Source organism: Candidatus Kurthia intestinigallinarum, assembly GCF_003991225.1.
Taxonomy (GTDB): domain Bacteria; phylum Bacillota; class Bacilli; order Bacillales_A; family Planococcaceae; genus Kurthia; species Kurthia populi.
In genome coordinates this window covers 1-24,538 of record NZ_JTFC01000032.1, presented here as the reverse complement: position 1 = coordinate 24,538, position 24,538 = coordinate 1, and the positions used below count along the sequence as shown (strand labels likewise).

The window sequence follows — 24,538 nt, the reverse complement described above, 5'->3', positions numbered from 1 at the left end:
ACCTTTAACGGGTGCCCGCTTTTTTTGTCTTACATTTCTTTTAATTCAGCGATACGTTTTTGAACCGTTGCTTGTTTTTCCAAGTAATCAGCTTCTTTTTCGCGCTCTTTCGCCACAACTGCATCTGGTGCACTTGCTACGAATTTTTCATTGTTTAATTTACCTTGAACACGTTTTACTTCTTTGTTCCATTTGTCTAATTCTTTTTTAAGACGAGCAACCTCATCTTCAATATTAATTAAACCTTTTAATGGTAAGAATAATTCTGCTCCTGAAACAACAGCTGACATTGTTTTACCTTCTGGCTCTACATTTAAGCCTACTGTTAATGTTTCTGGGTTACAGAATTTTTCAATATACGATTTATTCGCTTCAAGTACAGCAAGTTCTGCTTCTGTTTTAGCAGAGATGAACATTGGTACTTGTTTGCTCATTGGTGTATTTACTTCCGCACGAATGTTACGTACTGCGTGGATAATGTCCATTAACAGTTGCATGTTTTTCGCTTCTTCTTCGAAGTGAAGATCTTCACGAACTGTTGGCCATGCTGCATTGACGATTGTTTCGCCTTCGTGTGGTAAGTGTTGCCAAATTTCTTCTGTGATAAATGGCATTAATGGGTGTAATAGACGCATTGTATTGTCTAATACGTATGCTAATACGGAACGCGTTGTTTTCTTCGCTGCTTCATCTTCACCGTATAATGGTAATTTCGCCATTTCGATGTACCATGAGCAGAAGTCATCCCAGATGAAGTTGTTTAAGTAACGGCCTACTTCACCAAATTCGTATTTATCAGCAAGCTCTGTTACTTTTTCGATTGTGTCATTTAAGCGTGTTAAAATCCATTTATCTGCTACTGATTTTTCGCCTGTTAAATCGATTTCGTCATAAGTCATGCCATCCATGTTCATTAATGCGAAACGAGAGGCATTCCAAATTTTATTTGAGAAGTTCCAAATAGCTTCTACTTTTTCAGTTGTGTAACGTAAATCTTGACCTGGAGATGAACCAGTTGCTAAGAAGAAACGTAATGAGTCCGCACCGTACTCAGCAATAACGTCCATTGGGTCAACGCCGTTACCAAGTGATTTCGACATTTTGCGTCCTTCGCCATCACGTACTAAACCGTGGATTAATACGTCTTCAAATGGGCGTTCGCCTGTGAATTCAAGTGATTGGAAAATCATACGAGAAACCCAGAAGAAAATAATGTCATAACCTGTTACAAGCGCACCTGTTGGGAAGTAGCGTTTGAAATCTTCTGCTTCCTCATCAGGCCAGCCCATTGTAGAGAATGGCCATAATGCAGATGAGAACCATGTATCTAATACGTCTTGGTCGCGTGTCCAGTTTTCTTCGTCTGCAGGTGCTTCTTTCCCTACATACAATTCGCCTGTTTCGTTATGATACCAAGCTGGAATTTGGTGACCCCACCATAATTGACGAGAAATACACCAATCATGAACATTTTCCATCCAACGTGTATACGTGTTTTCAAAACGTTGTGGTACAAAGTTTACTTTTTCATTTTCTTTTTGTTGAAGCGCTAATGCTTCTTTCGCAAGTGGTTCCATTTTTACGAACCATTGTTTAGAAAGATAAGGCTCAACTACTGCGCCAGAACGTTCTGAGTGACCTACTGAGTGTAAGTGGTCTACGATTTTAATTAATACGCCTTGTTCTTGTAAATCTTTTACGATTTCTTTACGGCATTCAAAACGATCCATACCAGCATATTTGCCCGCTTTTTCATTCATTGTACCGTCGCCATTCATAACCATGATGCGTTCTAAGTCATGGCGGTTACCTACTTCAAAGTCATTCGGGTCATGCGCTGGTGTCATTTTTACAACACCTGTACCGAATTCCATATCTACATAGTCATCTGCAACGATTGGTAATTCGCGGCCTACGATTGGTAGGATAGCTGTTTTACCAACTAAGTGTGCATAGCGTTCGTCGTTAGGGTTTACAGCGATACCTGAGTCACCAAGCATTGTTTCTGGACGAGTTGTCGCGATTTCGACTTTTTCGTCGCTATCTTTAATTTGATATTCCATGTGGTAGAAAGCACCTTGAACATCTTTGTAAATTACTTCGATGTCAGATAATGCTGTTTGTGCTGCTGGGTCCCAGTTGATGATGCGTTCACCGCGGTAGATTAAGCCTTTTTCGTAAAGTTTTACGAATACTTCTTTAACCGCATCTGATAACCCGTCATCTAATGTGAAGCGTTCACGTGAGTAATCAAGTGCTAAGCCTAATTTAGACCATTGTGAACGGATTGTAGACGCATATTCTTCTTTCCATTCCCATGTTTTTTCTAGGAATTTTTCACGTCCAAGGTCATAACGTGAAATGCCTTGTTCGCGTAATTTCGCTTCAACTTTTGCTTGTGTTGCGATACCAGCATGGTCCATACCTGGTAACCATAATGCATCGTAACCTTGCATACGTTTCATACGAATTAAAATATCTTGTAATGTTGTATCCCAAGCGTGACCTAAGTGTAATTTACCAGTTACGTTTGGTGGTGGAATGACGATTGAATAAGGCTCTTTACCACTTTCTGGTTGTGCTTTAAAACAATCTTTTTGTAGCCACCATTCATAACGACCGTCTTCGATAGCTTTTGGGTCGTATTTCGTTGGCATTGAAATATTTTGTTGTTCTGTCATGAGTACGCCTCCTAATTTTGTGCATAAAAAAAATCCCCATCAATCCTTAACATAAGGACGAGAGAACTTCGCGGTACCACCTTACTTCTAGCAAATTGCTAGCAGCTTCATTCGACATAACGGGTCGGCACCGGTTCTTGCTACTATTAGTTCACAAAAACTGCTCTGGGGCTACCTTCAAGCATCTACTTGAGGAACTTTCACCAACCGTTCCCTCTCTAAACAAGTAGGAGTGCTCTACTCCTCCCCTTCATCGCATTGTATTTAGCTTCAACTCATTGTATCTAATTTATTTCCCTTTTTCAAGTATTTCTGTTATGTTGGAATCAAGAGGTGATAAGCATGAAACGATTTATTCATCATATTTGTATTCAGACAAATGATTATGCAGCATCGAAAAATTTCTATGAGACACTCGGCTTCACGCTTGCCAAGGAATCGCAGGGCTTTCATTCGCGCGATTATAATAGCTGGTTGAAGATGGACCACTTTTATATCGAGCTACAAACAGCAAAGCAAGGTGAGTTACTTCGTGATTTTTCGAAGCATTCTGCCGGACCTGTGCACTTCTGTCTCTATATCGAAGACTTACAAAAAGAAGTGGCTCGCTTACAAGTGCTCGGACTACCATTTGCGAAAAAGAACGGTCAAGTACTTTATGACGTTGAAGGTAGCCATCTAGCAAAAGTTGTTGCCCCAGAAGGAACAATTATTGAATTACGTGATTCATTTTAAATAAAAGAGGACTCCGTACAAATTGTACGAAGTCCTCTTTTTTCGTCTTAGCGACGTAATTGTTTAAATACTTTTTGGAATGCAGCAACCGTTTGGTCAATATGCGCTTCTGTATGAGCTGTTGACATGAAGACCCCTTCAAATTGTGATGGTGGAAGGAATACGCCTTCTTGTGCCATTAAGCCGTAGTATTCAGCGAATAAATCAAGATCCGCTGTTTTTGCTGTATCAAAGTTAATAACTTGTTCATTTGTTAAGAAGTAACCAATCATTGAGCCTGCGCGGTTTACAGTGTGCGGAATATTGTATGTTTCTGCCGCTTCACGGAAACCTTGCTCTAGACGGTCGCCTAATTTTTCAAAGTAAGCATATGATTCAGGTGTTAGGCGATTAATTGTTTCTAAACCAGCTGTCATCGCTAATGGATTCCCTGACAAAGTACCTGCTTGGTAAACTGGACCTGCTGGCGCAATTTGCTCCATAATGTCACGACGGCCACCGAACGCACCAACTGGTAGACCACCACCGATTACTTTGCCTAAGCAAGTAAGGTCTGGTGTCACACCGTAGTAACCTTGCGCTGAGTTAAAGCCTACACGGAAGCCTGTCATTACTTCATCAAAGATTAATAATGTGCCCGCTTTCGTTGTAATATCACGTAAACCTTCTAAAAAACCAGGTAGTGGTGGCACACAGCCCATATTCCCTGCGACAGGCTCAACGATAATCGCTGCGATGTCTTCCCCATAATGTTCGAATGCTAATTTAACCGATTCTAAATCATTATATGGCACCGTTAATGTATTTTGAGCAATCCCCATTGGTACCCCAGGGCTATCTGGTAAGCCAAGTGTCGCAACACCTGAGCCTGCTTTAATTAATAATGAGTCACTGTGACCGTGGTAAGAACCTTCAAATTTCAAGATTTTATCGCGACCTGTGAAACCACGCGCTAGACGAATCGCTGATAAGGTTGCCTCTGTACCAGAGTTCACCATACGCACCATTTCAACAGATGGTACACGTTTGATTACTTCTTTTGCTAATTCATTTTCAACAGCAGTTGATGCACCAAAGCTTGTACCTTGCATCGCAACGTCTTGAATAGCTTTAATAACATTTGGTTCTGCATGGCCTAAAATAAGTGGGCCCCATGATAATACATAGTCGATATAGTCGTTGCCATCAACGTCTGTGATAATAGCGCCTTTACCATGGTCCATAACGATTGGTGCTTGGTTTACAGCTTTAAAAGCACGGACAGGTGAGTTAACGCCACCTGGCATTAAATTAACGGCTTCTTCATAAATAGCCTTTGATTTATCGAACGAACGAGTCATGTTTATTTACCCTCCATAAAACGAATCGCATCTTTTGCATGATACGTAATAATTAAATCAGCGCCTGCGCGTTTCATTCCTAATAATGTTTCAAGCACTACTTGTTTTTCATCAATCCAGCCATTTAGCGCAGCTGCTTTAACCATCGCATACTCACCAGATACATTGTACGCAACAACAGGTACGTCATAGTTATTGCGCACATCGCGTACGATATCTAAATAAGCTAATGCGGGTTTAACGATTAGGAAGTCTGCACCCTCTTCAATATCAGATGTTGCTTCACGCATTGCTTCCATACGATTTGCTGGGTCCATTTGATATGTTTTACGGTCACCAAACTGTGGTGCGCCGTCTGCTGCATCGCGGAATGGTCCATAGTAAGCTGAAGCGTATTTTACTGCATAGGACATGATTGGCACATCTTCAAAGCCTGCTGCATCTAAGCCTTCGCGGATTGCTGCAACAAAGCCGTCCATCATATTTGATGGGGCGATAATGTCTGCACCCGCTTCTGCTTGAGATACCGCTGTTTTTGCTAATAAATCAAGAGATGGGTCATTTAATATTTTTTCATCAGCCGATACAACGCCGCAGTGACCATGAGAGGTGAATTCACATAAGCATGTATCTGCTATAACTAAAACGTTTGGATAATTCTTTTTAATAAAGCGTGTCGCTTCTTGAACGATGCCATGATCGTGATAAGCTTGTGAGCCTGTTTCATCTTTTTCAGCTGGTAAACCGAATAAAATAACAGCTGGAATGCCTAACGCAACAACTTCATCCATTTCTTCACCTAAGCGGTCAATTGAAAATTGGAACACACCTGGCATTGAAGACACTTCATTTTTAATGTTTTCACCATCTTGAACAAAGATTGGGTAAATGAAATCTTCCTTGTGTAAATGTGTTTCTTGAACCATTTTGCGCAGTACGGCTGTTTGACGTAAGCGACGGTGGCGTTTGAATGTTAATTGTGTCATGTTTAATTCGTTCCTTTCTGTTTGACGAGTTCATCAATTACGGCGCGCATCGTATACGTATGAGGCATGATAATATTCATTTCTCCCGCATTTTCGAGTGCCGTTTTTGTAATATGTCCAATTGCTGCGACATGATAAGGTTTTGATGCTTTATGTGCTTCGAACACCTCGACCGCAGATGGACTGGCAAAAATAATCGTGACTCGCTCCGTTAACAGTTCATTAAGTGCTGGCATATGCCGAGCAGTCTGAACTGTGTCATACACAGTATAGCACTCTACATCACAGTTGAGACCATCGGGGATTGTAGATTTCGCTAAATTACCACGGAAAAACACACATTTCTCCACAATTGCTGGCTGAAATTCCTTAATGAAAACATCTGCGCTATAAATGCTTGGCATAAAATCAATTGTAAAACCGATTGCGCTAAGAGCTGCTGCTGTCTTTTCTCCGACAACAGCTACCTTGCCGTGCCAATGTGCTGCTGTATAGCCGTAACGAATCAATTTTTGCTTAAAAAAACGGACAGCAGACTGACTCGTAAAAATAAGCCACTCTGCATCCATACTTGCAATAAATTTTTCATGATCCTCTGCCGTACGCTCTACAACTTCAATGAGCGGTAGATGTACTGCTTGACCACCGAGTTTTTGAATATACTCAGCAATCGCTTTTGTCACACTTGTCCCCGTGAGTACAAGCGTGTCGCCAGCAAGAGGATTAGTGTTGTTCATTTTGCTCAGCCTTTACGCGTTCAATTAACTCGTAAGCACCTTGCTCTGTTAAAATTTTCGCTACTGCTTTTCCTGCTTCTTCTGCATTTTTAGATGTCGCAGAATCCTCGTAAAACTCAGAAGCATCCGGTGCCGCTACAAGACCTGTAAAATGAATCTCTTCATTTTCATACGTTGCATAGCCAGCGATTGGCACTTGGCAGCCGCCATCCATTGCTGCAAGGAAGGCGCGTTCAGCGTGTGCTGTTTCCCATGTTGCTTTGTCGGTTAATTTCGCAAGCTCTTGTAATAATTCCGTATCATCCCCACGGCACTCAATACCAAGTGAGCCCTGTGCGACTGCTGGAAGACAAATTTCTGGCTCTAAATATTCTGTAACAACATCATTTGACCAGCCTAGACGATTTAAACCAGAGGCCGCTAAAATAATCGCATCGTACTCTTCTGTTTCAAGCTTTTGTAAACGAGTATCAACATTCCCACGAATCCATTTAATCTTTAAGTCAGGACGTGCTTTTAAAAGCTGTGAACTACGACGTAAGCTTGACGTTCCGACTACCGCTCCTTGTGGTAAGTCTGCGAATTTTACGTGACCGACAGAAATAAATGCATCGCGTGGATCTTCACGTTTTGGAATACAACCAATGACTAAGCCTTCTGGCAATACAGCCGGCATATCTTTCATGCTGTGTACAGCAAAGTCGATTTCTTTGTCGTATAAAGCTTGTTCGATTTCTTTTACGAATAAGCCTTTGCCGCCTACTTTAGATAATTGCACATCTAAAATGCGATCCCCTTTTGTGACAATTTCTTTCACTTCAAATTCAAATGGCACACCTGCTTGTTTCAATTGCTCGATAAACCAATTTGTTTGAGTTAATGCTAATTTACTTCTTCTTGAACCTACGATAATTTTACGCAAAATAATTCAACCTCTCTTAATACCAAAAATGGAATGCTGAAAAACGACTGCCTAGGAAGAAATTGATGAGTATGAATAAAAACGCATACACATTTGCCCACGCATATTTTGTCGCATATAACTTTCCTTTTTGGTTTCTATAAATAATAATCGAATACATAAATAATGAAATGAAAGAGCCTAGAATTTTAATATCCCAGAACTTCAAATCTGGTAATGCAATATATGCCCACATCATCCCTAAAATCAGACTAATGCCAAGCAATGGAAGGCCACAATAAATCGTGTAGCTCATACCGCTCTCTGCCTGCGCTAACGATGGTAAGCGTGAAAATTGTTTTGGCCATTTTTTACTTTTTAATACATTATGCAAAACAATATACAACATCGCAAAAACAAAACCAATTGTAAAAGCACCATATGACATAATCGCAAACATAATATGAATCACAAGTAGTTCTGACACAAGTGTGTCACTTACAGGTGACGGTGCAAGTTCGTTTGGTGCAAATGTATGCACAACCATAAAGCAAAAACCAACGACATTAATTAAAATAACCGGTAAATCTAATTTAAATATACAATGCATCGCAATGGAGATAGCTACAAGCAACCAAGCATAAAAATAAATGCCCTCAAATAACGTCAGTACGGGGAAGCGATGTGTTTCCCAAATATAAAGCGCTAAAAAAGCAGTTTGCAGCAACCACACAATTGAGACACCCCAAAAGGCATAACGGTATAACCGCCTGTTCTTTTTCCAATAATCAATGAAATAAAAGACAAGGCTAATGGCATAGATGATGACCATTATTTCATGTAGCCTTGTCATCGTCATATCCGTCATAAGATCTCCTTCTGCTACTTAACTAAATTGCACAAAAAAGCGCCCTCATATCTACAAGTTTAACATATAGATACGAAAACGCTCGCAAAAAGATTTAATTAAATAGTAAATTTGTTTGGTCAATTGTCGCTTTAACACGGCGTTCTTTTTCCGCTAATTGATGCTTTTCTTTTTCTAGTTCGACAGCCTCTTCAATCCCAAAAATACGCTCGAATAATGCCAATTGCTCTTTTGCATTTGCTTCACCTGCAAGCTCTTTTGCTTGAAGAATTGGTTCTTTCAACAACTGATTGACGATTGATTTTGTATGTTTGCTCAATACTTTACGCTCGCGATCTGTTAAATCAGGCATTTTATTTTCAATGCTCTTCATCGTTTCTTGTTGAATGATATTCGCCTTTGCACGCAATGCTGAAATGACTGGTACAACACCAAGTTGACCAACCCATTCATTAATTTCATCTAGCTCGCCATCAATCATGTTTGTAATTTGCATAGCTGCACGTTCACGCTCTGCTAAGTTCGCCTCTACGATACCATGTAAATCATCAATGTCGTATAAGAAAATATTTTCAAGCTCGCCTACAGTTGGATCGATATCACGTGGTACGGCGATATCTACCATAAATAGCGGTTTACCTTTACGCATACTATCCACAAATTCCATTAACTCACGGTCAATAACATAGCTCGTAGCACCTGTTGAAGTAATTAAAATATCCGCATCTAATAGCGTACATTGTAATTCCTGCATCGATTTCGCTTCACCATGGAACTTTGCTGCAAGTGATTCTGCTTTTTCAAATGTACGGTTAATAACCGTTACTTGACCGACACCACTGCCATATAAGTTTTCCATCGCAAGCTCGCCCATTTTACCAGCGCCTAAAATCGCGATATGTTTTTTCTTTAATGAACCGAAGATTTTTTTTGCAAGCTCTACAGCTGCATACGATACAGACACAGCATTTTCACCAATGCTTGTTTCGTCATGCGCTTTCTTCGCAAATGTCACGCTCTGTTTGAAGACATGATTAAAAATCGTACCTGTTGTACCAATTTGTTGCGCTTCTAAAAAGCTGCTTTTTACTTGGCCTAAAATTTGTGTTTCGCCAAGTACCATCGAATCAATTCCCGCTGTCACTTTAAATAAATGATTTAGCGATGCATCGTCTTCGCGAATATATAAATGTGGTTCGAAGCTTTCCACTGGCATACGGAACCACGTAGCTAAAAATTGCTTCACAAAATGGCGACCTGTATGTACTTGGTCGACAACTGCATAGATTTCTGTGCGATTGCATGTCGATACGATTACGTTTTCTAAAATGCTTTTTTGTCCTTGTAATGCTCTCATCGCATCCGCTAACGTACCATCAGCAAACGAAAATTTTTCACGGATTTCGACGGGAGCTGTTTTATAGTTCAAGCCTACTACTAGGGTATGCATGAATAATACACCTCTCACGTTCAAATTAACTTCTCTATTATAGCATAGTCCATCTTGAGAAACTGCTTCTTTTTTTATGTCCTATGTGCATTGTTCTATTGTTTAATTATAATTATTCTAATTAAGAATATACTCGTTATCACCTAAAATTTCAACCTTATTGTCTTGAAATGAAGGGAACTTCACGAAGCCGTCACAATTATTTCTCTCTTCCCTTCACTTCCCAATTCCACTTTCAAAAAACATTTGACAACAAAAAAGCAGGCTGCATCCTTATTGGATACCCCTGCTCTTTGTTACTTTTTCATATTTGTTGTATCTAAATCAACATCTTCTAAATCTTCACCTAGATATTTTTCAATTTCTTCCCATGCTTGGTCATACCCTTTACCTGTTTCAGAAGAGAATAAGATAATTGGGTCACGTGGGTCCATATCAAGTACTTCTTTGATCACTTTTTTATTATGTTCCCATTTCCCTTTTTTCACTTTATCCGCTTTTGTGGCAATGATAATTGTTGGGATTTCATAATGTTTTAAGAAATCATACATCATACAGTCATCATCTGTTGGTTCATGGCGCAAGTCAATGATTTGCACAACGGCTTTTAATTGACGACGCGCTGTTAAATACGTCTCAATCATTTTACCCCATGCTTCACGCTCGCTTTTTGATACTTTCGCATAGCCATATCCTGGTACATCGACAAAAAATAATTGCTCTTCGATTTTATAGAAATTAAGCGTTTGCGTTTTACCAGGTTTCGCTGAAATACGCGCCAATGCTTTACGACCAATCATGCGGTTAATAAATGAAGATTTCCCTACATTTGAACGTCCTGCTAGCGCAAATTCTGGGTAGCCTTCCTCTGGGTACTGCTCAGGTCGAACCGCACTCATTATCATATCTACATTATGGACTTTCATTTAATTGTTTCCTCCGTCTAAAGCGATTGCTAGTACGTCCTCCACGTTCGATACGGCGTGGAATGTTAATTCATCACGCACGCTTTGTGGAATATCATCTAAATCGCGTTCGTTTTGTTTTGGAATAATAATCGTTGTTAAACCAGCGCGGTGTGCACTTAACGATTTTTCCTTTAAGCCACCAATTGGTAGCACGCGACCGCGAAGTGTTACTTCCCCGGTCATACCAACTTCCTTACGAATCGGTGTATTTGTGATAGCAGATGTTAATGCTGTTACCATCGTCACCCCAGCAGATGGACCATCTTTTGGTACGGCACCTTCTGGAACGTGAATATGCACATCATGCTTCGCAAAGAAATCGTCGGCAATATCATACTTTTCTTGTTGTGAGCGCACATACGATAACGCCGTTTGTGCAGACTCTTTCATAACATCGCCAAGTTTCCCTGTTAACTGAATTTTCCCTGCTCCTGGTGAAATCGACACTTCGATTTGAAGCGTATCGCCACCAGCTGTTGTATACGCAAGACCTGTTGCAACACCAACAAGGTTTTCTTCGTTCGCTTGTCCGTAATGGAAACGGTGCTTTCCGAGTATATCCTCTAATGTTTTCGCTGTAAAGACGACTTTTTTCTTATCGCCGCGCACAATGGTACCTGCTGCCTTACGACAAAGCGTTGCAATGACGCGGTTTAAGCCCCTTACACCTGCCTCGCGTGTATAATAACGAATTAAATCTTTTAACACATCTTCTTTTACTTGGACTTGTGATTTTGTTAAACCATGGTCCTCGATTTGACGAGGTGTTAAATGATTTTTTGCAATCGCCAATTTTTCAAGCTCCGTATAGCCAGCAATTTGAATGATTTCCATACGGTCACGTAAAGGACCAGGAATGCCACCTAAATCATTTGCTGTCGCAACGAATAACACATTTGATAAATTGTATGGTTCTTCAATGAAGTGATCACTAAATGTACCATTTTGCTCGGGATCTAATACTTCAAGCATTGCCGCCGCAGGATCGCCGCGGAAGTCATTCGCCATTTTATCAATTTCATCTAATAAGAAGACAGGATTTGTTGTGCCAGCTTTTTTCATACCTTGAATAATACGTCCCGGCATCGCGCCTACATACGTACGGCGATGACCACGAATTTCAGATTCATCACGTACACCACCTAGTGACATGCGGACAAATTCACGATTTAATGATTTTGCAATTGATTGTGCTAGTGATGTTTTACCAACACCGGGTGGACCAACTAAGCATAGAATCGGGCCTTTTAATGAGCCTTTTAATTGCTGTACCGCTAAGAATTCTAAAATACGCTCTTTTACTTTTTCAAGACCTTCATGATCTTTATTCAAAATTTGCTCTGCTTTTTTCAGGTTGTGGCGGTCTTTCGTTGCTTTTGACCACGGAATTGCAACCATCCAATCTAAATAATTTCGGATAACACTGCTCTCTGCAGCTTGGACAGGAATCGCCTCATAGCGTGCTAGTTCCTTTAAAACCACTTTCAAAGTTTCGTCTGGCATACCTGCATCAAGAATTTTTTCGCGTAATGCTTCGCTATCTTTTTGTTTGCCGTCTTTATCGCCAAGTTCTTTTTGAATTGCCTTCATTTGCTCACGTAGATAAAACTCTTTTTGTGTTTTTTCCATCGCGCGCTTCACCGTACTATTAATCCGTTTTTCAACAACTAAAATTTCTTGCTCATTTTGCAAGCGATTCATTAACGTTTCTAATCGTTCACGCACATCTGTAATACCTAGAATCTCTTGTTTCGCCTTCATTTTCAATGGTAATTGTGTCGCGATATAATCGGCTAAATGGCCCGGCTCATCAATCTCTTGTGCATGATCGATTAAATCTGGAGACATACGACCGTTCATTTTCACATAACGAGAAAATTGGTCGGTTACAAGACGCATAAATGATTCGACTAATACATCTACTTGTGCGTCATCTTCAAAAGTTTCGACATTTACAAAAGTTGCGCTATTCTCTTCAATCATTTCTGTGACAGAAGCACGATACTTTGCCTCAACGATTAAACGCATTGAATCATTGGGCAATTTTACGAGTTGCTTCACGTATGCAACAACGCCCATCGCGTAAAAATCTTCGCGTGTTGGGTTTTCAGTAGCTGCTTGCTTTTGCGTTACTAAAAAAACAAGTTGATCTGCTTTCATTGCATCATCAACAGCAGCCATCGAACGTTCACGACCTACATCAATATGTAAAGACATTTTTGGGAATACAACGAGACCACGTAGCGGAATCATTGGGATATGTTGTGTAACTACCATGCGGGGCCCACCTCCATCATTGCATATTCAATTTACCCGCAAATCGAACTGCATTTTTGTTATATAAACAGAAAAAAAGCTGGCTGCGACCGTTCATTGAGACAATCGAAGCCAGCAAAAGCTGTTAAAGTTTATGCCGATGTTTTTTCATCGTCTTGAACTTCAGTTCCGTCTTCTAAAATAAGTTTCGGACGTGCTTTATCTTGTAGTGTTTCTTTTGTGATAATGCATTTTACAACATCTTCACGAGAAGGTAATTCGAACATGACATCAAGCATCGTATCTTCAATAATTGAACGAAGACCACGAGCACCTGTTTTACGTTCGATTGCTTCTTTGGCGATTTCAAATAACGCTTCTTTCTCAAATACAAGCTCAACACCGTCTAACTCAAGCATTTTGACATATTGCTTCGTTAGCGAGTTTTTAGGCTCTGTTAAAATTTGAACAAGCGCTGCCTCGTCAAGTTGTTCAAGACTAGCCAATACTGGCAGACGACCAATAAATTCAGGAATTAAACCGAATTTTAATAAGTCTTCTGGAATCAAGTATTGCATGAACTTATCGTCATCTACTTTTTTCTGTTCAGAACCAAAGCCAATTACTTTTGAACCTAAGCGGCGTTTGATGATTTGTTCGATACCATCAAATGCTCCACCAACGATGAATAAAATATTCGTCGTATCGATTTGTAAAAATTCTTGATGTGGATGCTTACGACCGCCTTGTGGTGGAACGCTTGCAGTTGTACCTTCTAAGATTTTTAGAAGTGCTTGTTGTACACCTTCACCAGAAACATCACGTGTAATGGATGGGTTCTCAGACTTACGTGCGACTTTATCGATTTCATCAATATAGATAATCCCTTTTTGTGCACGTTCAATATCATAATCAGCTGATTGAATTAATTTTAATAAAATATTTTCTACGTCTTCACCAACGTACCCAGCTTCAGTTAATGAAGTGGCGTCTGCGATAGCGAACGGTACATCAATAATGCGAGCCAATGTTTGTGCTAATAACGTTTTACCGCTACCTGTTGGTCCGATTAAAACGATGTTTGATTTTGCCAATTCGACATCATCAATTTTACTATTTGAATTAACACGTTTGTAGTGGTTATATACTGCTACAGAAAGGGCTTTTTTCGCACGATCTTGACCGATGACATAATCATCCAAAATGGTACGAATTTCTTGTGGTTTTGGAACATCTTTGATTTCTACTTCTTCTTCTGTGCCTAGTTCTTCTACTACGATTTCAGAGCAAAGATCGATACATTCATCACAAATGTAAACACCAGGACCTGCCACAAGCTTGCGCACTTGTTCTTGCGGTTTCCCACAGAAAGAACATTTTAAATTGCCTGTTTCATCATTAAATTTGAACAATTATTTCACCCCTATTCAAGCCAATGTTACAAGATAGTTACTGTTTTAGCAACTATAATGCCCATGACTCCTCTTTATACGTCTATGTATGACAAAACAAGGTACGGAAAAAAACCGCACCTTGTCTTTGATGTTTATTCTTCTATAGAAGAAAGATTAAGCAATTTTAGCGTTTTCAACTAAGAACTCAACAGTTTTTTGTACTTTTACATCATGCGTGATGATTGAAGTACCACCTAGAGCAGCTGTGATTTGGTCAGCTGTCATTTTGAATTGTTCAGCCATTTTAGCAAGTTCTGCTTCAATGTCAGCTTCAGTAGCTTCGATGCCTTCAGCTTCAGCGATTGCATCTAATACTAATGATACGCTTACGCGTTGTGCAGCTTCTTCTTTACGTTCAGCGCGGAATGAAGCTTCATCAGTACCTGAGATTTGGTAGTAGAAGTCAAGGTTTAAACCTTGCATTTGAAGTTGTTGGTTGAACTCTTGTAACATACGGTTTAATTCAGTTTCAACCATAGCTTCTGGTACGTCGATTGTAGCGTTTGCAGCAGCAGCTTCTACTAAATCGTCACGTAATTTGCCTTCTACAGCTTCTTCTTTTTGTTTAGCAGTAGTTTCTTTTAATTTAGCGCGTAAAGCGTCTAAAGTGTCAACTTCGCTGTCGATTTCAGAAGCTAAGTCATCGTTTAATTCTGGAAGTTCTTTAGCTTTGATTTCTTTAACTGTTACTTTGAATACAGCAGGTTTACCAGCTAATTCAGCAGCGTGGTATTCTTCTGGGAAAGTAACTTCTACTTCTTTTTCTTCGCCAGTTTTAGCACCGATTAATTGTTCTTCGAAGCCTGGGATGAATGAGTTAGAACCGATTTCTAAAGCGTAATCTTCGCCTTTACCACCGTCGAATGCTTCGCCATCTTGGAAGCCTTCGAAGTCGATTACAGCAGTGTCACCGTTTTCAACAGCGCCATCTTCTTTTACTACTAATTCAGCAAGACGTTTTTGGTTTTCAACAAGGATTGCTTCAACTTCTTCGTCTGTTACTTCTACAGATTCTTTAGAAACTTCTAAGCCTTTGTAGTCGCCTAGTTTTACTTCAGGAATAACAACAACTTTCGCTGTGAAAGTGAAAGGTTGGTTTTTGCCTAGAGCATCTGGAGCGAAGTCGATTTCTGGTTGATCTACTGGAGAGATACCTGTTTCATCGATTGCTTTTGTGTAGTTAGCTTGTAGTAAGATATCAAGTGCATCTTGGTATAAAGATTCTACGCCGAATTTTTTCTCGAATAATTGGCGAGGCATTTTACCTTTACGGAAGCCTGGTACGTTGATTTGTTTTACTACTTTTTTGAATGCTGCATCTAATGCTGCATTTACTTCTTCAGCTGGCACTTCAACTGTTAATAAACCGTTGTTGCCTTCTTGTTTTTCCCATTTTGCTGACATGTGTATAACCTCCAAAATTAAATTCAAAGAGCTTAAAATTGTGTTTTACCGCTCATTTGATAACTGTTTTAGTATATCATAGTTCCGTTCACTTTCAACTCATTTTCGCGCTTCAGGGAGCTCTGAAAATTTTTCGAGTTCTGCAAAAAAGTTTTGCAATTCGGAATTGCTTTGTGCAGGGTGGCCAAACATCTGATGTACATAATCAATATAGCCTTCTACGAGCTCTTCCGCCTCATAGTCAAACCATGCAAACGGATACGTAACAAGCACGTGACGCGCTATTAAATATTGTACCATGTCACACGTTGAAACTTCTTGTTCTAGCTTATTTTCGACAAGTTCTAGTACACGAGCGACAATTTCCATATTTTCAGGCAGTACAAGCGTCGCCGTATTAACAAGTTCTGTGTGACCAAATTTTGATACTTCTACATAAATCGATACTTCTTGCTCTACCAAAATATAGAGCGCAATTGATTGCACCATCGGATGAACATCTTCTGATTCAATAATGTTTTTTAAACGTTTCGCAATCGGACGCACATTCGTTTGTTGCAGGGTACGTAGTAATTGAACTTGTTTTAATAAAGATTGTTCAAAAAAAGCATCGAGTAAATAATTAGATTCATCTAGTTGCTCTTCAACATGCGTTTGCTCTTCTTTGTTACGCTCAGAAGCCGCGATGCGACCATTCAAGGCGCGAATATGTTCAAATTGCTCGAATGATTGCGGTGGAATAACATTTTCCGTCATCAATTGTGAAATAATAGCTTCCACATGTTGAAATTCACGTAATTCCATACAAGTTGATAAATAAAGCTCCATCACTTCAATATACATATCTGTACCCATCGCGAATAATTCTTCGCAAATGGCACGGGCTTCTTCAAAACGCTTCACTTCAAATAATGAAAAAGCATAGGCACTGAGTAATTGCTCATCACCCTCTTCATACGCCAACACTTTTTCAAACGCTTCAATAGCTAAGTCATATTGATAATTTTCCGCATAATGATGCGCTTGCGTCTTAAAACGTTCCAGCGTACCTGGAAACATAATAACGTTCTCTTTTGTAATGTATTTTTTCTTTGGCATGCTCGGACGCTCCTTTTGCAAAATCATATCATATTATATTGACTGAAACACTTGATTCCTATGCCATTTCACATACTTTTTCTGCTCTTTTACAAGCATAACTTGTTGTCCCTCATACAAACCAAGTGCATACTGCTCATCCATTAAACGCTCGGATACGAGTAGCTGCCCTTTATCATTCATCGTCACAAGCCCTTCCTTAAACAACATATGATGATTATGACAAAGTACAAGCGCATTATATTTATCGAGTCGCTCTTCTTGTGTACATTTTTCAGGTGCTTTTATAAACGGCACATCTAATAAAGGTGCAAATGCCGCCCCACAAATGGCACAGTTCGTATGCTCTGTTAGTGCATCAAGACGTCGTTGTTGTAAGAATTCATCACGTTGTGCGATAAATGCTGTTTGCCAATCACGGAGTTTTCCTAACAACGACACCGTCAAATTACTTGTTTCCTCTAATAAAGTCGGCTGAATCAATTGATCCTCGACAACAATTCGCAATTGCTTAATTAAATAAAGCGTTAATTCTACATGAATCGGAAATAAATAGCCGCTATTGCCACTACCATCTTGTTGGAATGGCGCATATTTTTCAGGTAACAATGGACGAATGTTTTCAAATAAAGGCGCAATGTCTAGTGGTCGTTCTAAATCAGTATACGCCACCTTTGCCCGGTATTTTTTTTGCCCTGCCTCATCTGTCACAATATGCGTCGGCTCTTTTACAACACTAAGTGCTTTAATTTGCCCTTTCACATAATGCATCACTAAATCCCCCGGCACTAAATCATTCATATATTCCCATGAAAAATTGCGCGCGCCTGATCGGTCAAAAATAGCTGTTTGAAGAAGCGATTGTTTGCGCTCCTCTTCATATGTTTCACCTTGCATGACGATTAACCCGTTCATAACATTCCCTCATTCGTTGATAGTTTCGTTACTTCTAAGTATACACATTCTGACGAGAGAACAAAATGCTTGCAACAAAAGCAAAATAAAAAGCAGAAAACCTCTATATAACGAGGATTCCTGCTTTATTTAGCCTATTACTTTGTTTTCTTAGCTGTGACAACTACATCATCATTAATAATTGTTGTAACAACGGAGTCAATCAAGGCCGTTGAAGATGACCCGCTTGTTAAAACACTCACAATTAGTGGATCTCCGTCTTTTTGGGTCATATAGCCACTTAGTGTGCGTACATTATTAATTGAACCTGTTTTTGCCACAATACGATTGACCATATCAGCTGTTGTAAAGCGGTAACGTAATGTGCCACCTACCATACGTTCATCATTTCCTGCGACTGGTAAGCTTGTGTACAATGTTTTATAGTATTTTTCCTTTTGTGCATGGTATAAAAATTTCGTCATTTGATTTGCGGTTACTTTATCTTGATGTGATAAGCCCGAACCATCAATATACGTCCAATTCTTCGCTGACACAGAATGTGCTGTCGCATATGTTTGAATTGCTTTCACGCCGCTTGCATTTGTCCCTTTATTGAATACTTTTTTACCCATTGTTTTTGTTAATGTATCTGCAATCCCATTATTACTTAATTTCATAAATGGCACCATAATCGATTTAAGTGGGACAGATTTATCTGTAATACGTGTAGTCGTACCTTTTTTCGGTGTAACTGCTAATTTATACGCAGGATTTTTTAGTGTAATACCGGCTTTTGTTAATTCCGTCGTAAAAATTGTCATCGTATGTTTGGATGGATCATCCACTGAAATCCATTTATCGGTTTTTGAACCTTCTGCAATTTTCCCTGTTACATATACTTTATTTGTTCCATATTTACGTGAAATTTTAATTGCTGTTGTATCGCCTTTTTTGACGGTCTTTGCTTTATTCACAACTTTTAAATGACCTTTTGCGCTAAAGGCTACTTTTGGTTCCTTCCCCTCTTTATCGCCCTTCACATAAACAACGACTGTGCCGGTATCATATTCTTTGTTTGGTGATGTTGCGAGTGCAGATACGGGTGCACCGTAATACGTTAATGAATCGGCTTTATTAATGCCTGGCGCTAAATATTTATTATCAAACCAGCTCTCATCACCGTACACATGACCACTAATTTTTTTGATTCCTTTTGCTTTTAATACTTTCGCGAAATGCGTCAAATCTGATTTATGCAGCGTCGGGTCCCCTTGTCCAACTAAATAAATGTCCCCCATTAGTGTGCCATTTTTCTTTAATTTCCCGGTCGTTTTTACCGTTGTTGTAAAGCGATAATTTTCACCTAATGTACTAAGTGCTGCAGAACCTGTTAATAATTTCATATTCGATGCCGTCGACATTAAATTTTTGGCATTATATGTATACAAACTTTTACCCGTTTTTGCATCTCGTACGCTAATACCTGTTGTTAATGTTGAAGCTTCTAATGTTTTATTTAATGTTTTTATTGTCGAATTTGTTAAAATTTCTTTTTGTGTCGTATTAGTTGTTGCCGCCTGTGATTCCATAACGGGACTAAATAGAAATAGCCCTGCTAAAGCACTTGCGAACGATACACGTTTCATTTTATTCACGTCATTCGCCCCTCTCTCGTTTTATTATAGGTGCAAACAACAACAAATTTATATTACTTTTTGATTACAAATTTTAACACCTTTTTTGTGTGCATTAAAAAAAGGCTTTGCACTATGCAAAGCCTCTTCAAAATCTATATGGCTTAGTAAGCTAAACCGTAAAGTGCTTTAATGTGAGATAAGTAGCGAATGTTAGACGCTTCTTTCATTAATGATGCTGGTAAACCTTTTAGTTGTGTGCTGTTGCCACCAACTGTTGCGACGCCGTCTTTACGACCTAGTGACGCAAGTGTACCAGAATCTACTGGTGCGAATTCGTTCATTTCTTTGCCTGTTAAGTAAGCGAATAAGTTGTACCCAACTAATTCACCCATTTGCCAAGCATTTTGAGCTGTTGGCGCATATGGACGATCTGTTTCTTTGTTTGCACCTGGTGCGTAAGCTGCTGCTGCATCCCCTACAACGAATACATCTTGGTGAGAATCTGATTGTAAGAAGTCATTTACTACGGCTTTCCCGCGGTTACAAACTAAACCTGATTCTTCTACGATTGGATATTGGGCTACGCCACCTGTCCAAACGACTGTGTTTGCTTCGATTTTTTGGCCATCTTTAAGTGACACAACATTGCCTTCAACGCCTGTTACAGGAAGACCTGTTAAGAATTCAACGCCGCGGTCTGCAAGTGATTTTGTCGCGCGTTCGATTAATTCTTGAGGAAGTACTGGTAAAATACGTGGGCCAGCTTCCACTAATTTAATGTCTAAATCAGATGCTTTTACGCCGTATTTTGCTGCGATTTTCGGCATATTATCAACGATTTCACCAACAAGTTCAACACCTGTTAGACCACCACCACCGATAACGATTGTGGCATCAGCTTTGTTGCCTGTTTCAGCGAATGATTTGATTTTAGAGATGATGTGTTCACGGATTGTGTTCGCATCTTCAACTGATTTTAGAACGAATGAATTTTCTTCAAGTCCCGGAATACCGAAGTAGCCTGTTTTTGAACCTAATGCGACAACTAATGCGTCGTATGATAAGTTTTCACCGTTATCTAATTTTACTGATTTGTTGTCTACTGAGAATGATTCAACAGTTGCGATTTTTAGCTTGATGTCTTTGCCGCGGAATAATTTTCCTAAGTCAAAAGCAACCGCTTTTTCGTTTACTGTGCCACCTGCTAGACGGTGTAATTCCGTGATGATTTGGTGTGTTGGGTATTTGTTAACAACAGTTACTTCGGCTTCGTTGCCATCTAAATATTGACGAACTGTTAATGCAGATAATACGCCGCCGTAACCTGCACCTAAAATGACGATTTTTTTCATTGGTTAAACCTCCATGTTACTAAGTGTTGTGGAATATTAGTGGTTTTGTTTTTCTTTTGAAACTTCTAAGAAAGCATTTGCAAAACGGAATACGCTTTGTACTTGTGGGTCTTTCATTAATTTTAAAATGCCGAATAAGCCGATTTGTTCGTGGCTTACATCTGCGCGGTCTTTTGCTTCAATTGCAGTTGCAGCTAAACCTTTTGCAGATTTTACGACTGGTCCTACGATTTCAGAAGTCGCGTTGACCATATCATTTTTGAATACCGTATCTGTAGCAAGACCTTGTGCCACATCATACACTTGTGTAAGAGTTGTCACCATTTCTGCAAGTTTTGGTAATTCGTTCACTAAAGCTGTTAATGAAGCTTGTACTTGTGGATCTAATAATTGGTCAAGTACGTCTAATTGTTGTTGGTTTACTGCTGGTTGTTGTGATTGAGTAGTCTGTTCTGACATATCCAATTCTCCTTTACAATAACTATTTCTGTGACTTCACAAACGTGAAATTTGTGTCTAAGAGCATTTTGCTCTAGTGTAATGCGCTTCTAAATGATCTTTCAGGCATCGCCCATCGTCGCGGTGCAACTTTCCATTCCTTCATCAAACTTCCATTCAATGAAGTGAAGAAACGACAAATAACAAGTAACATAATGCGAATGTTCAAGACTGTTCAAATAGGTGTTGTCAACAAATCTCAAATCAATTTTAACATAGATTACTTTGAAAAACAGTTGTTTATCGAGATTTGCACGCATTCGGAAAACTTCCTTTTTACGATTTCGTGAAGCCTTTCACAAAGGATTATACACCTGTCTAACGATAATTCCTATAGTGATTAACTGAAAATTCTTTCAATAACTTTTTTTCATAGAATTTTTTCAAAACTTCTATGAATCTTTAAATATTTTAACGTTAAAATATTTAACACCTTCACTATCATAACATAAATCGTTATAAATCGCCGAAATGAATACTTAAGTTTTTAAAGAAAACAGGATGCCGCTAACTATAAATACTGCGAAACTGCTTTGGTGTACAGTTTGTGAATTTTTTTGAAACTTTTGTAAAATGGCTTTGATCATGAAAGTGAAGCAACTTCGCAATAGAGTGATTGACCTTTCCTTCATCAATCATTGCATATGTAACGCGTATTTCATCAGTAAAATGTGCTAATGAAAAGCGAAAATGTACGACAGGTCAAACAATAATCGTAGTTGTCTGTCGCTTAAAAAGATAATAGCATTCGATATTATTAACACGCCATTTTTGATAAGATGCCCATTCTTTAGGAAATGTTTTTTTCATAACTTGTGCAATAAAAGGTTGAGCCCCTATATAAGCCATTGTATGTAAAATTTCTTTTGTTGCATTATGCACAACAGTTACTGGGATGTGAAACGTTTCTTCAATAACTAAACGTTCTTCGTCTACTCCCACAAAAATTCCTCCTTCACGATTACCAACATCTAATTTAGCGACAAAATAAATGAATTTTCGAGAGAAATTTCGCGTACTTTAAAAAAGGCGCCAAAAGGAATTGGTTTTTACATAAAATTACATTTTATGGATTCTATATCCTTCCACCTCTTGCCTACTTTCGTTCCATTCTCCGTGAATTTCAAACACCCCCTCTTCAAAAAACAATGGAAATCGACGTTTAAACCATGGCTGCATTGGTAATGACATTGCTTCATCTAATGTAACCCAGCACAATTCGCCTTCTGGTGGATGTTCGAGTAATGTACCTTCAAAATCTGTTGCGACATAATTAAATACCATATAGCGATAATTATTTTTCGTATCCGCATAGCCATCCACACCTTTATAGATGAGATTTTTCACCTTGAGCCCTGTTTCTTCAAAAACTTCACGAGCTGCACCTTCTGCAATGCTCTCAGGAAAATCCACTTTACCACCCGGCCCTAGATACCCTGGAAAGCCTCGTTCTGGTGGACGATTTAGTAATAAAATACGCTCTTCTTTCTTCACAATACACATCGTATAAATATCCGTATTAATCATATTTGTTCACGCCCCTTTTCTACACTTATCATACTGCTTTTAAAATATTGATTTCAATCCTACAATAGCGCTTAAAAATTGAACAAGCAGGAAATTGAAATCTCCCGCTTATTTATTTTTGATGACGACATTTTTTACAATAGCTATTTACTAAAATAAGCAGTTCCTCTGGCTTTATCGCATCCCCAAGTCTTATTGTTTTAATGACTACTCCACATTTTTTACAACGTACTTCTTTTTCAAATGGTATTGGCATATAATCCCCCCTCATTCCTTTATCGGAGAATTATGGCCGTCTTAAATGTTTCATAATCTCTCTTCACTTGCTCCTTATACATAAATGTCGCATACGATACATAGTGAATAAACTGCTCTTTGTCAGTAATCGCCTCTAAAATTTCTTCTGCGCTACGATATGCCCCTTCGATATCTGCACGCGTATGGATTTTCGCCGCGACACAGCCCATCGTCTCAACCGTCCGCTTATAATCCTTCTCCGTCACTAAATCGTTCGGCTTCACTTTCTTTTTATATGGGGACCGTTCACGAATATAAAACTCCTTATCGCCAATAGTCATATAGCCAACATACGGATCATTTAAATGATGCATCGCTTTTTGTGTCGCTACAACGCGTTCTCCTTGATGCGGATGTTTCTGCCAAAATGTTTCGTTGTAGGGTAGAAAATAAGCTGGCACTGGCGGACGTGCTTCTTTCATTTCAAGCACCAAATCATCATGACCTCCCGCTTCTAGCCCGCCCTCAATCAAAATATAATAGCGGCTTAGGCCAATAGAAGCCGTCCCTGAGCCGTATTTACGCGCAATATCTTTAATGCGAAAATGCTGTGCATTGGGCACATGTTTTTTCTCAAGTGTCTTTATATAGTCCTGCATAACCGCCTCAATTTGCATCGCCTCATGTCCCGTTACTGGCTGCACCTCTTCGTCAAAATGAAATACGCGTTCGCTTCGCTCATTACTGTACGTAATGTCGGCTAAGAGATGATTGCGCTTACGCTTTTCTAATTTTTTTAATACTTTTTTTATCGGTTTTTTCGTATTGTCTACTGTGAATACAAGCGTTAGCGGATCTTGTTCATTCGCCACAAAACACGCTAGTTGCTTATAATAGCTTTCCGTAAATGTCCGTATGAATGTCCGTTGCTCTTCTGCTGTGCGTCCTTGCTCATCGGCATAAAGCGCAACGCTCGTACTCATGCGCAAAATATCGTTTGAACTACCCCCACTTAGCCATTCTTTGAATGTGCTTGAAGTAGGGGATTCCTACGAACAGTGCTTGCTTGTTCCAACAGCTCGAACAGCGGCTTCACTTCTTTAGTAGGCGAGCCCCGTAGTTCCTACGGTTGTTAGATTAACGTAGTGAGCCCTTCAGCTAAAATATTCCGACTTGCGTTAAGGTCTCGGTCTAGTATTGTGCCGCAAGATGGACAAACCCACTCGCGAATATCGAGGGACTTCTTGCCGTCTCGATGCCCACACACATGACAAAGCTGACTCGACGGATAGAAGCGTGAAACTTTTACGATTTTTCGGCCATACCACTTCGCCTTATACATCAGTTTTTGCACAAAAGAAGTCCAAGAAACGTCACTAATCGCTTTCGCTAGTTTATGATTTTTCAACATGCCTTTGGTGTGTAAGTCTTCTAGGCAGATGATGTCGTACTGGCGAATGAGTTCCGTTGATAACTTATTCAAAAAGTCTTCCCGCTGAAACGCGACACGTT

General features: G+C 39.4%; 22 protein-coding genes, 2 pseudogenes and 1 other annotated feature. Of the genes and pseudogenes, 1 reads left to right on the top strand and 23 read right to left on the bottom strand.

What is annotated here, in order from left to right:
• Positions 1-29: 29 nt before the first annotated feature.
• The gene (locus QI30_RS13100; RefSeq protein WP_126991070.1) at positions 30-2,681 is read right to left on the bottom strand and encodes a valine--tRNA ligase; all 2,652 of its coding nucleotides are present in this window, start codon (positions 2,679-2,681) and stop codon (positions 30-32) included.
• A 50-nt stretch (positions 2,682-2,731) separates the two neighbouring features.
• Positions 2,732-2,944, bottom strand: a binding site (T-box leader).
• A gap of 79 nt (positions 2,945-3,023) precedes the next feature.
• Between QI30_RS13100 and QI30_RS13095 the strand changes: the two genes are divergently transcribed.
• Complete coding sequence (locus QI30_RS13095; protein WP_126991069.1) at positions 3,024-3,416, top strand: VOC family protein; 393 nt, start codon at positions 3,024-3,026, stop codon at positions 3,414-3,416.
• A gap of 47 nt (positions 3,417-3,463) precedes the next feature.
• Here the strand turns inward: QI30_RS13095 and hemL are convergent, their stop codons facing one another.
• From hemL to QI30_RS12990, 22 genes and pseudogenes are all read right to left on the bottom strand, one after another.
• Positions 3,464-4,756 carry a glutamate-1-semialdehyde 2,1-aminomutase gene (gene hemL / locus QI30_RS13090; RefSeq protein ID WP_126991068.1) on the bottom strand — a complete coding sequence of 431 codons (1,293 nt, stop codon included), beginning with the start codon at positions 4,754-4,756 and terminating at the stop codon, positions 3,464-3,466.
• Positions 4,757-4,758: 2 nt separating this feature from the next.
• Positions 4,759-5,742, bottom strand: a complete 984-nt coding sequence (hemB, locus tag QI30_RS13085) for a porphobilinogen synthase (RefSeq protein ID WP_126991067.1) — start codon at positions 5,740-5,742, stop codon at positions 4,759-4,761.
• A gap of 2 nt (positions 5,743-5,744) precedes the next feature.
• Complete coding sequence (locus tag QI30_RS13080) at positions 5,745-6,479, bottom strand: uroporphyrinogen-III synthase (RefSeq protein WP_126991066.1); 735 nt, start codon at positions 6,477-6,479, stop codon at positions 5,745-5,747.
• Positions 6,466-7,401, bottom strand: coding sequence for a hydroxymethylbilane synthase (hemC, locus tag QI30_RS13075; RefSeq protein WP_126991065.1), 936 nt, complete (start codon positions 7,399-7,401; stop codon positions 6,466-6,468). The genes QI30_RS13080 and hemC overlap by 14 nt, the downstream gene beginning before the upstream one ends.
• Before the next feature lie 16 nt (positions 7,402-7,417).
• A complete protein-coding gene (locus tag QI30_RS13070; protein ID WP_126991064.1) occupies positions 7,418-8,248 on the bottom strand; it encodes a cytochrome C assembly family protein in 831 nt (276 codons plus the stop codon).
• A 94-nt stretch (positions 8,249-8,342) separates the two neighbouring features.
• Entirely contained in the window at positions 8,343-9,698 is a 1,356-nt protein-coding gene (gene hemA, locus QI30_RS13065) for a glutamyl-tRNA reductase (RefSeq protein ID WP_126991063.1), read from the bottom strand.
• A gap of 296 nt (positions 9,699-9,994) precedes the next feature.
• Positions 9,995-10,624: a ribosome biogenesis GTP-binding protein YihA/YsxC gene (yihA, locus tag QI30_RS13060; protein WP_126991062.1), complete on the bottom strand. Its 630-nt coding sequence runs from the start codon at positions 10,622-10,624 to the stop codon at positions 9,995-9,997.
• On the bottom strand, positions 10,625-12,943 hold the full coding sequence (gene lon, locus QI30_RS13055; protein ID WP_126991061.1) for an endopeptidase La: 2,319 nt from the start codon (positions 12,941-12,943) through the stop codon (positions 10,625-10,627).
• 131 nt (positions 12,944-13,074) lie between these two features.
• Positions 13,075-14,334 carry an ATP-dependent protease ATP-binding subunit ClpX gene (clpX, locus tag QI30_RS13050; protein ID WP_126991060.1) on the bottom strand — a complete coding sequence of 420 codons (1,260 nt, stop codon included), beginning with the start codon at positions 14,332-14,334 and terminating at the stop codon, positions 13,075-13,077.
• 156 nt (positions 14,335-14,490) lie between these two features.
• Entirely contained in the window at positions 14,491-15,780 is a 1,290-nt protein-coding gene (gene tig / locus QI30_RS13045; protein WP_126991059.1) for a trigger factor, read from the bottom strand.
• Between the two features lie 99 nt (positions 15,781-15,879).
• Entirely contained in the window at positions 15,880-16,878 is a 999-nt protein-coding gene (locus QI30_RS13040; RefSeq protein ID WP_126991058.1) for a tetratricopeptide repeat protein, read from the bottom strand.
• 33 nt (positions 16,879-16,911) lie between these two features.
• The gene (locus tag QI30_RS13035) at positions 16,912-17,793 is read right to left on the bottom strand and encodes an HNH endonuclease (RefSeq protein ID WP_126991057.1); all 882 of its coding nucleotides are present in this window, start codon (positions 17,791-17,793) and stop codon (positions 16,912-16,914) included.
• Between the two features lie 137 nt (positions 17,794-17,930).
• Entirely contained in the window at positions 17,931-19,421 is a 1,491-nt protein-coding gene (gene dacB, locus QI30_RS13030) for a D-alanyl-D-alanine carboxypeptidase/D-alanyl-D-alanine endopeptidase (RefSeq protein ID WP_233600594.1), read from the bottom strand.
• A gap of 152 nt (positions 19,422-19,573) precedes the next feature.
• The gene (locus tag QI30_RS13025; protein WP_126991055.1) at positions 19,574-20,764 is read right to left on the bottom strand and encodes an NAD(P)/FAD-dependent oxidoreductase; all 1,191 of its coding nucleotides are present in this window, start codon (positions 20,762-20,764) and stop codon (positions 19,574-19,576) included.
• A gap of 36 nt (positions 20,765-20,800) precedes the next feature.
• A complete protein-coding gene (locus QI30_RS13020; protein WP_126991054.1) occupies positions 20,801-21,223 on the bottom strand; it encodes a DUF1641 domain-containing protein in 423 nt (140 codons plus the stop codon).
• Between the two features lie 101 nt (positions 21,224-21,324).
• Positions 21,325-21,522, bottom strand: coding sequence for a hypothetical protein (locus tag QI30_RS13015; protein WP_126991053.1), 198 nt, complete (start codon positions 21,520-21,522; stop codon positions 21,325-21,327).
• A gap of 247 nt (positions 21,523-21,769) precedes the next feature.
• Positions 21,770-21,904: pseudogene (locus tag QI30_RS13010) on the bottom strand (AraC family transcriptional regulator); the annotation flags it as partial.
• A gap of 60 nt (positions 21,905-21,964) precedes the next feature.
• Positions 21,965-22,204 carry a hypothetical protein gene (locus QI30_RS13005; protein ID WP_126991051.1) on the bottom strand — a complete coding sequence of 80 codons (240 nt, stop codon included), beginning with the start codon at positions 22,202-22,204 and terminating at the stop codon, positions 21,965-21,967.
• 117 nt (positions 22,205-22,321) lie between these two features.
• Complete coding sequence (locus QI30_RS13000) at positions 22,322-22,789, bottom strand: 8-oxo-dGTP diphosphatase (protein ID WP_126991050.1); 468 nt, start codon at positions 22,787-22,789, stop codon at positions 22,322-22,324.
• Between the two features lie 112 nt (positions 22,790-22,901).
• Complete coding sequence (locus QI30_RS20465) at positions 22,902-23,045, bottom strand: hypothetical protein (RefSeq protein ID WP_158621036.1); 144 nt, start codon at positions 23,043-23,045, stop codon at positions 22,902-22,904.
• Positions 23,046-23,064: 19 nt separating this feature from the next.
• Positions 23,065-24,027 (bottom strand): annotated as a pseudogene (locus QI30_RS12995) (DUF2252 family protein); the annotation flags it as partial.
• Positions 24,028-24,158: 131 nt separating this feature from the next.
• A partial coding sequence (locus QI30_RS12990) for an RNA-guided endonuclease TnpB family protein (protein ID WP_148113861.1) occupies positions 24,159-24,538 on the bottom strand: 380 nt, incomplete at its 5' end.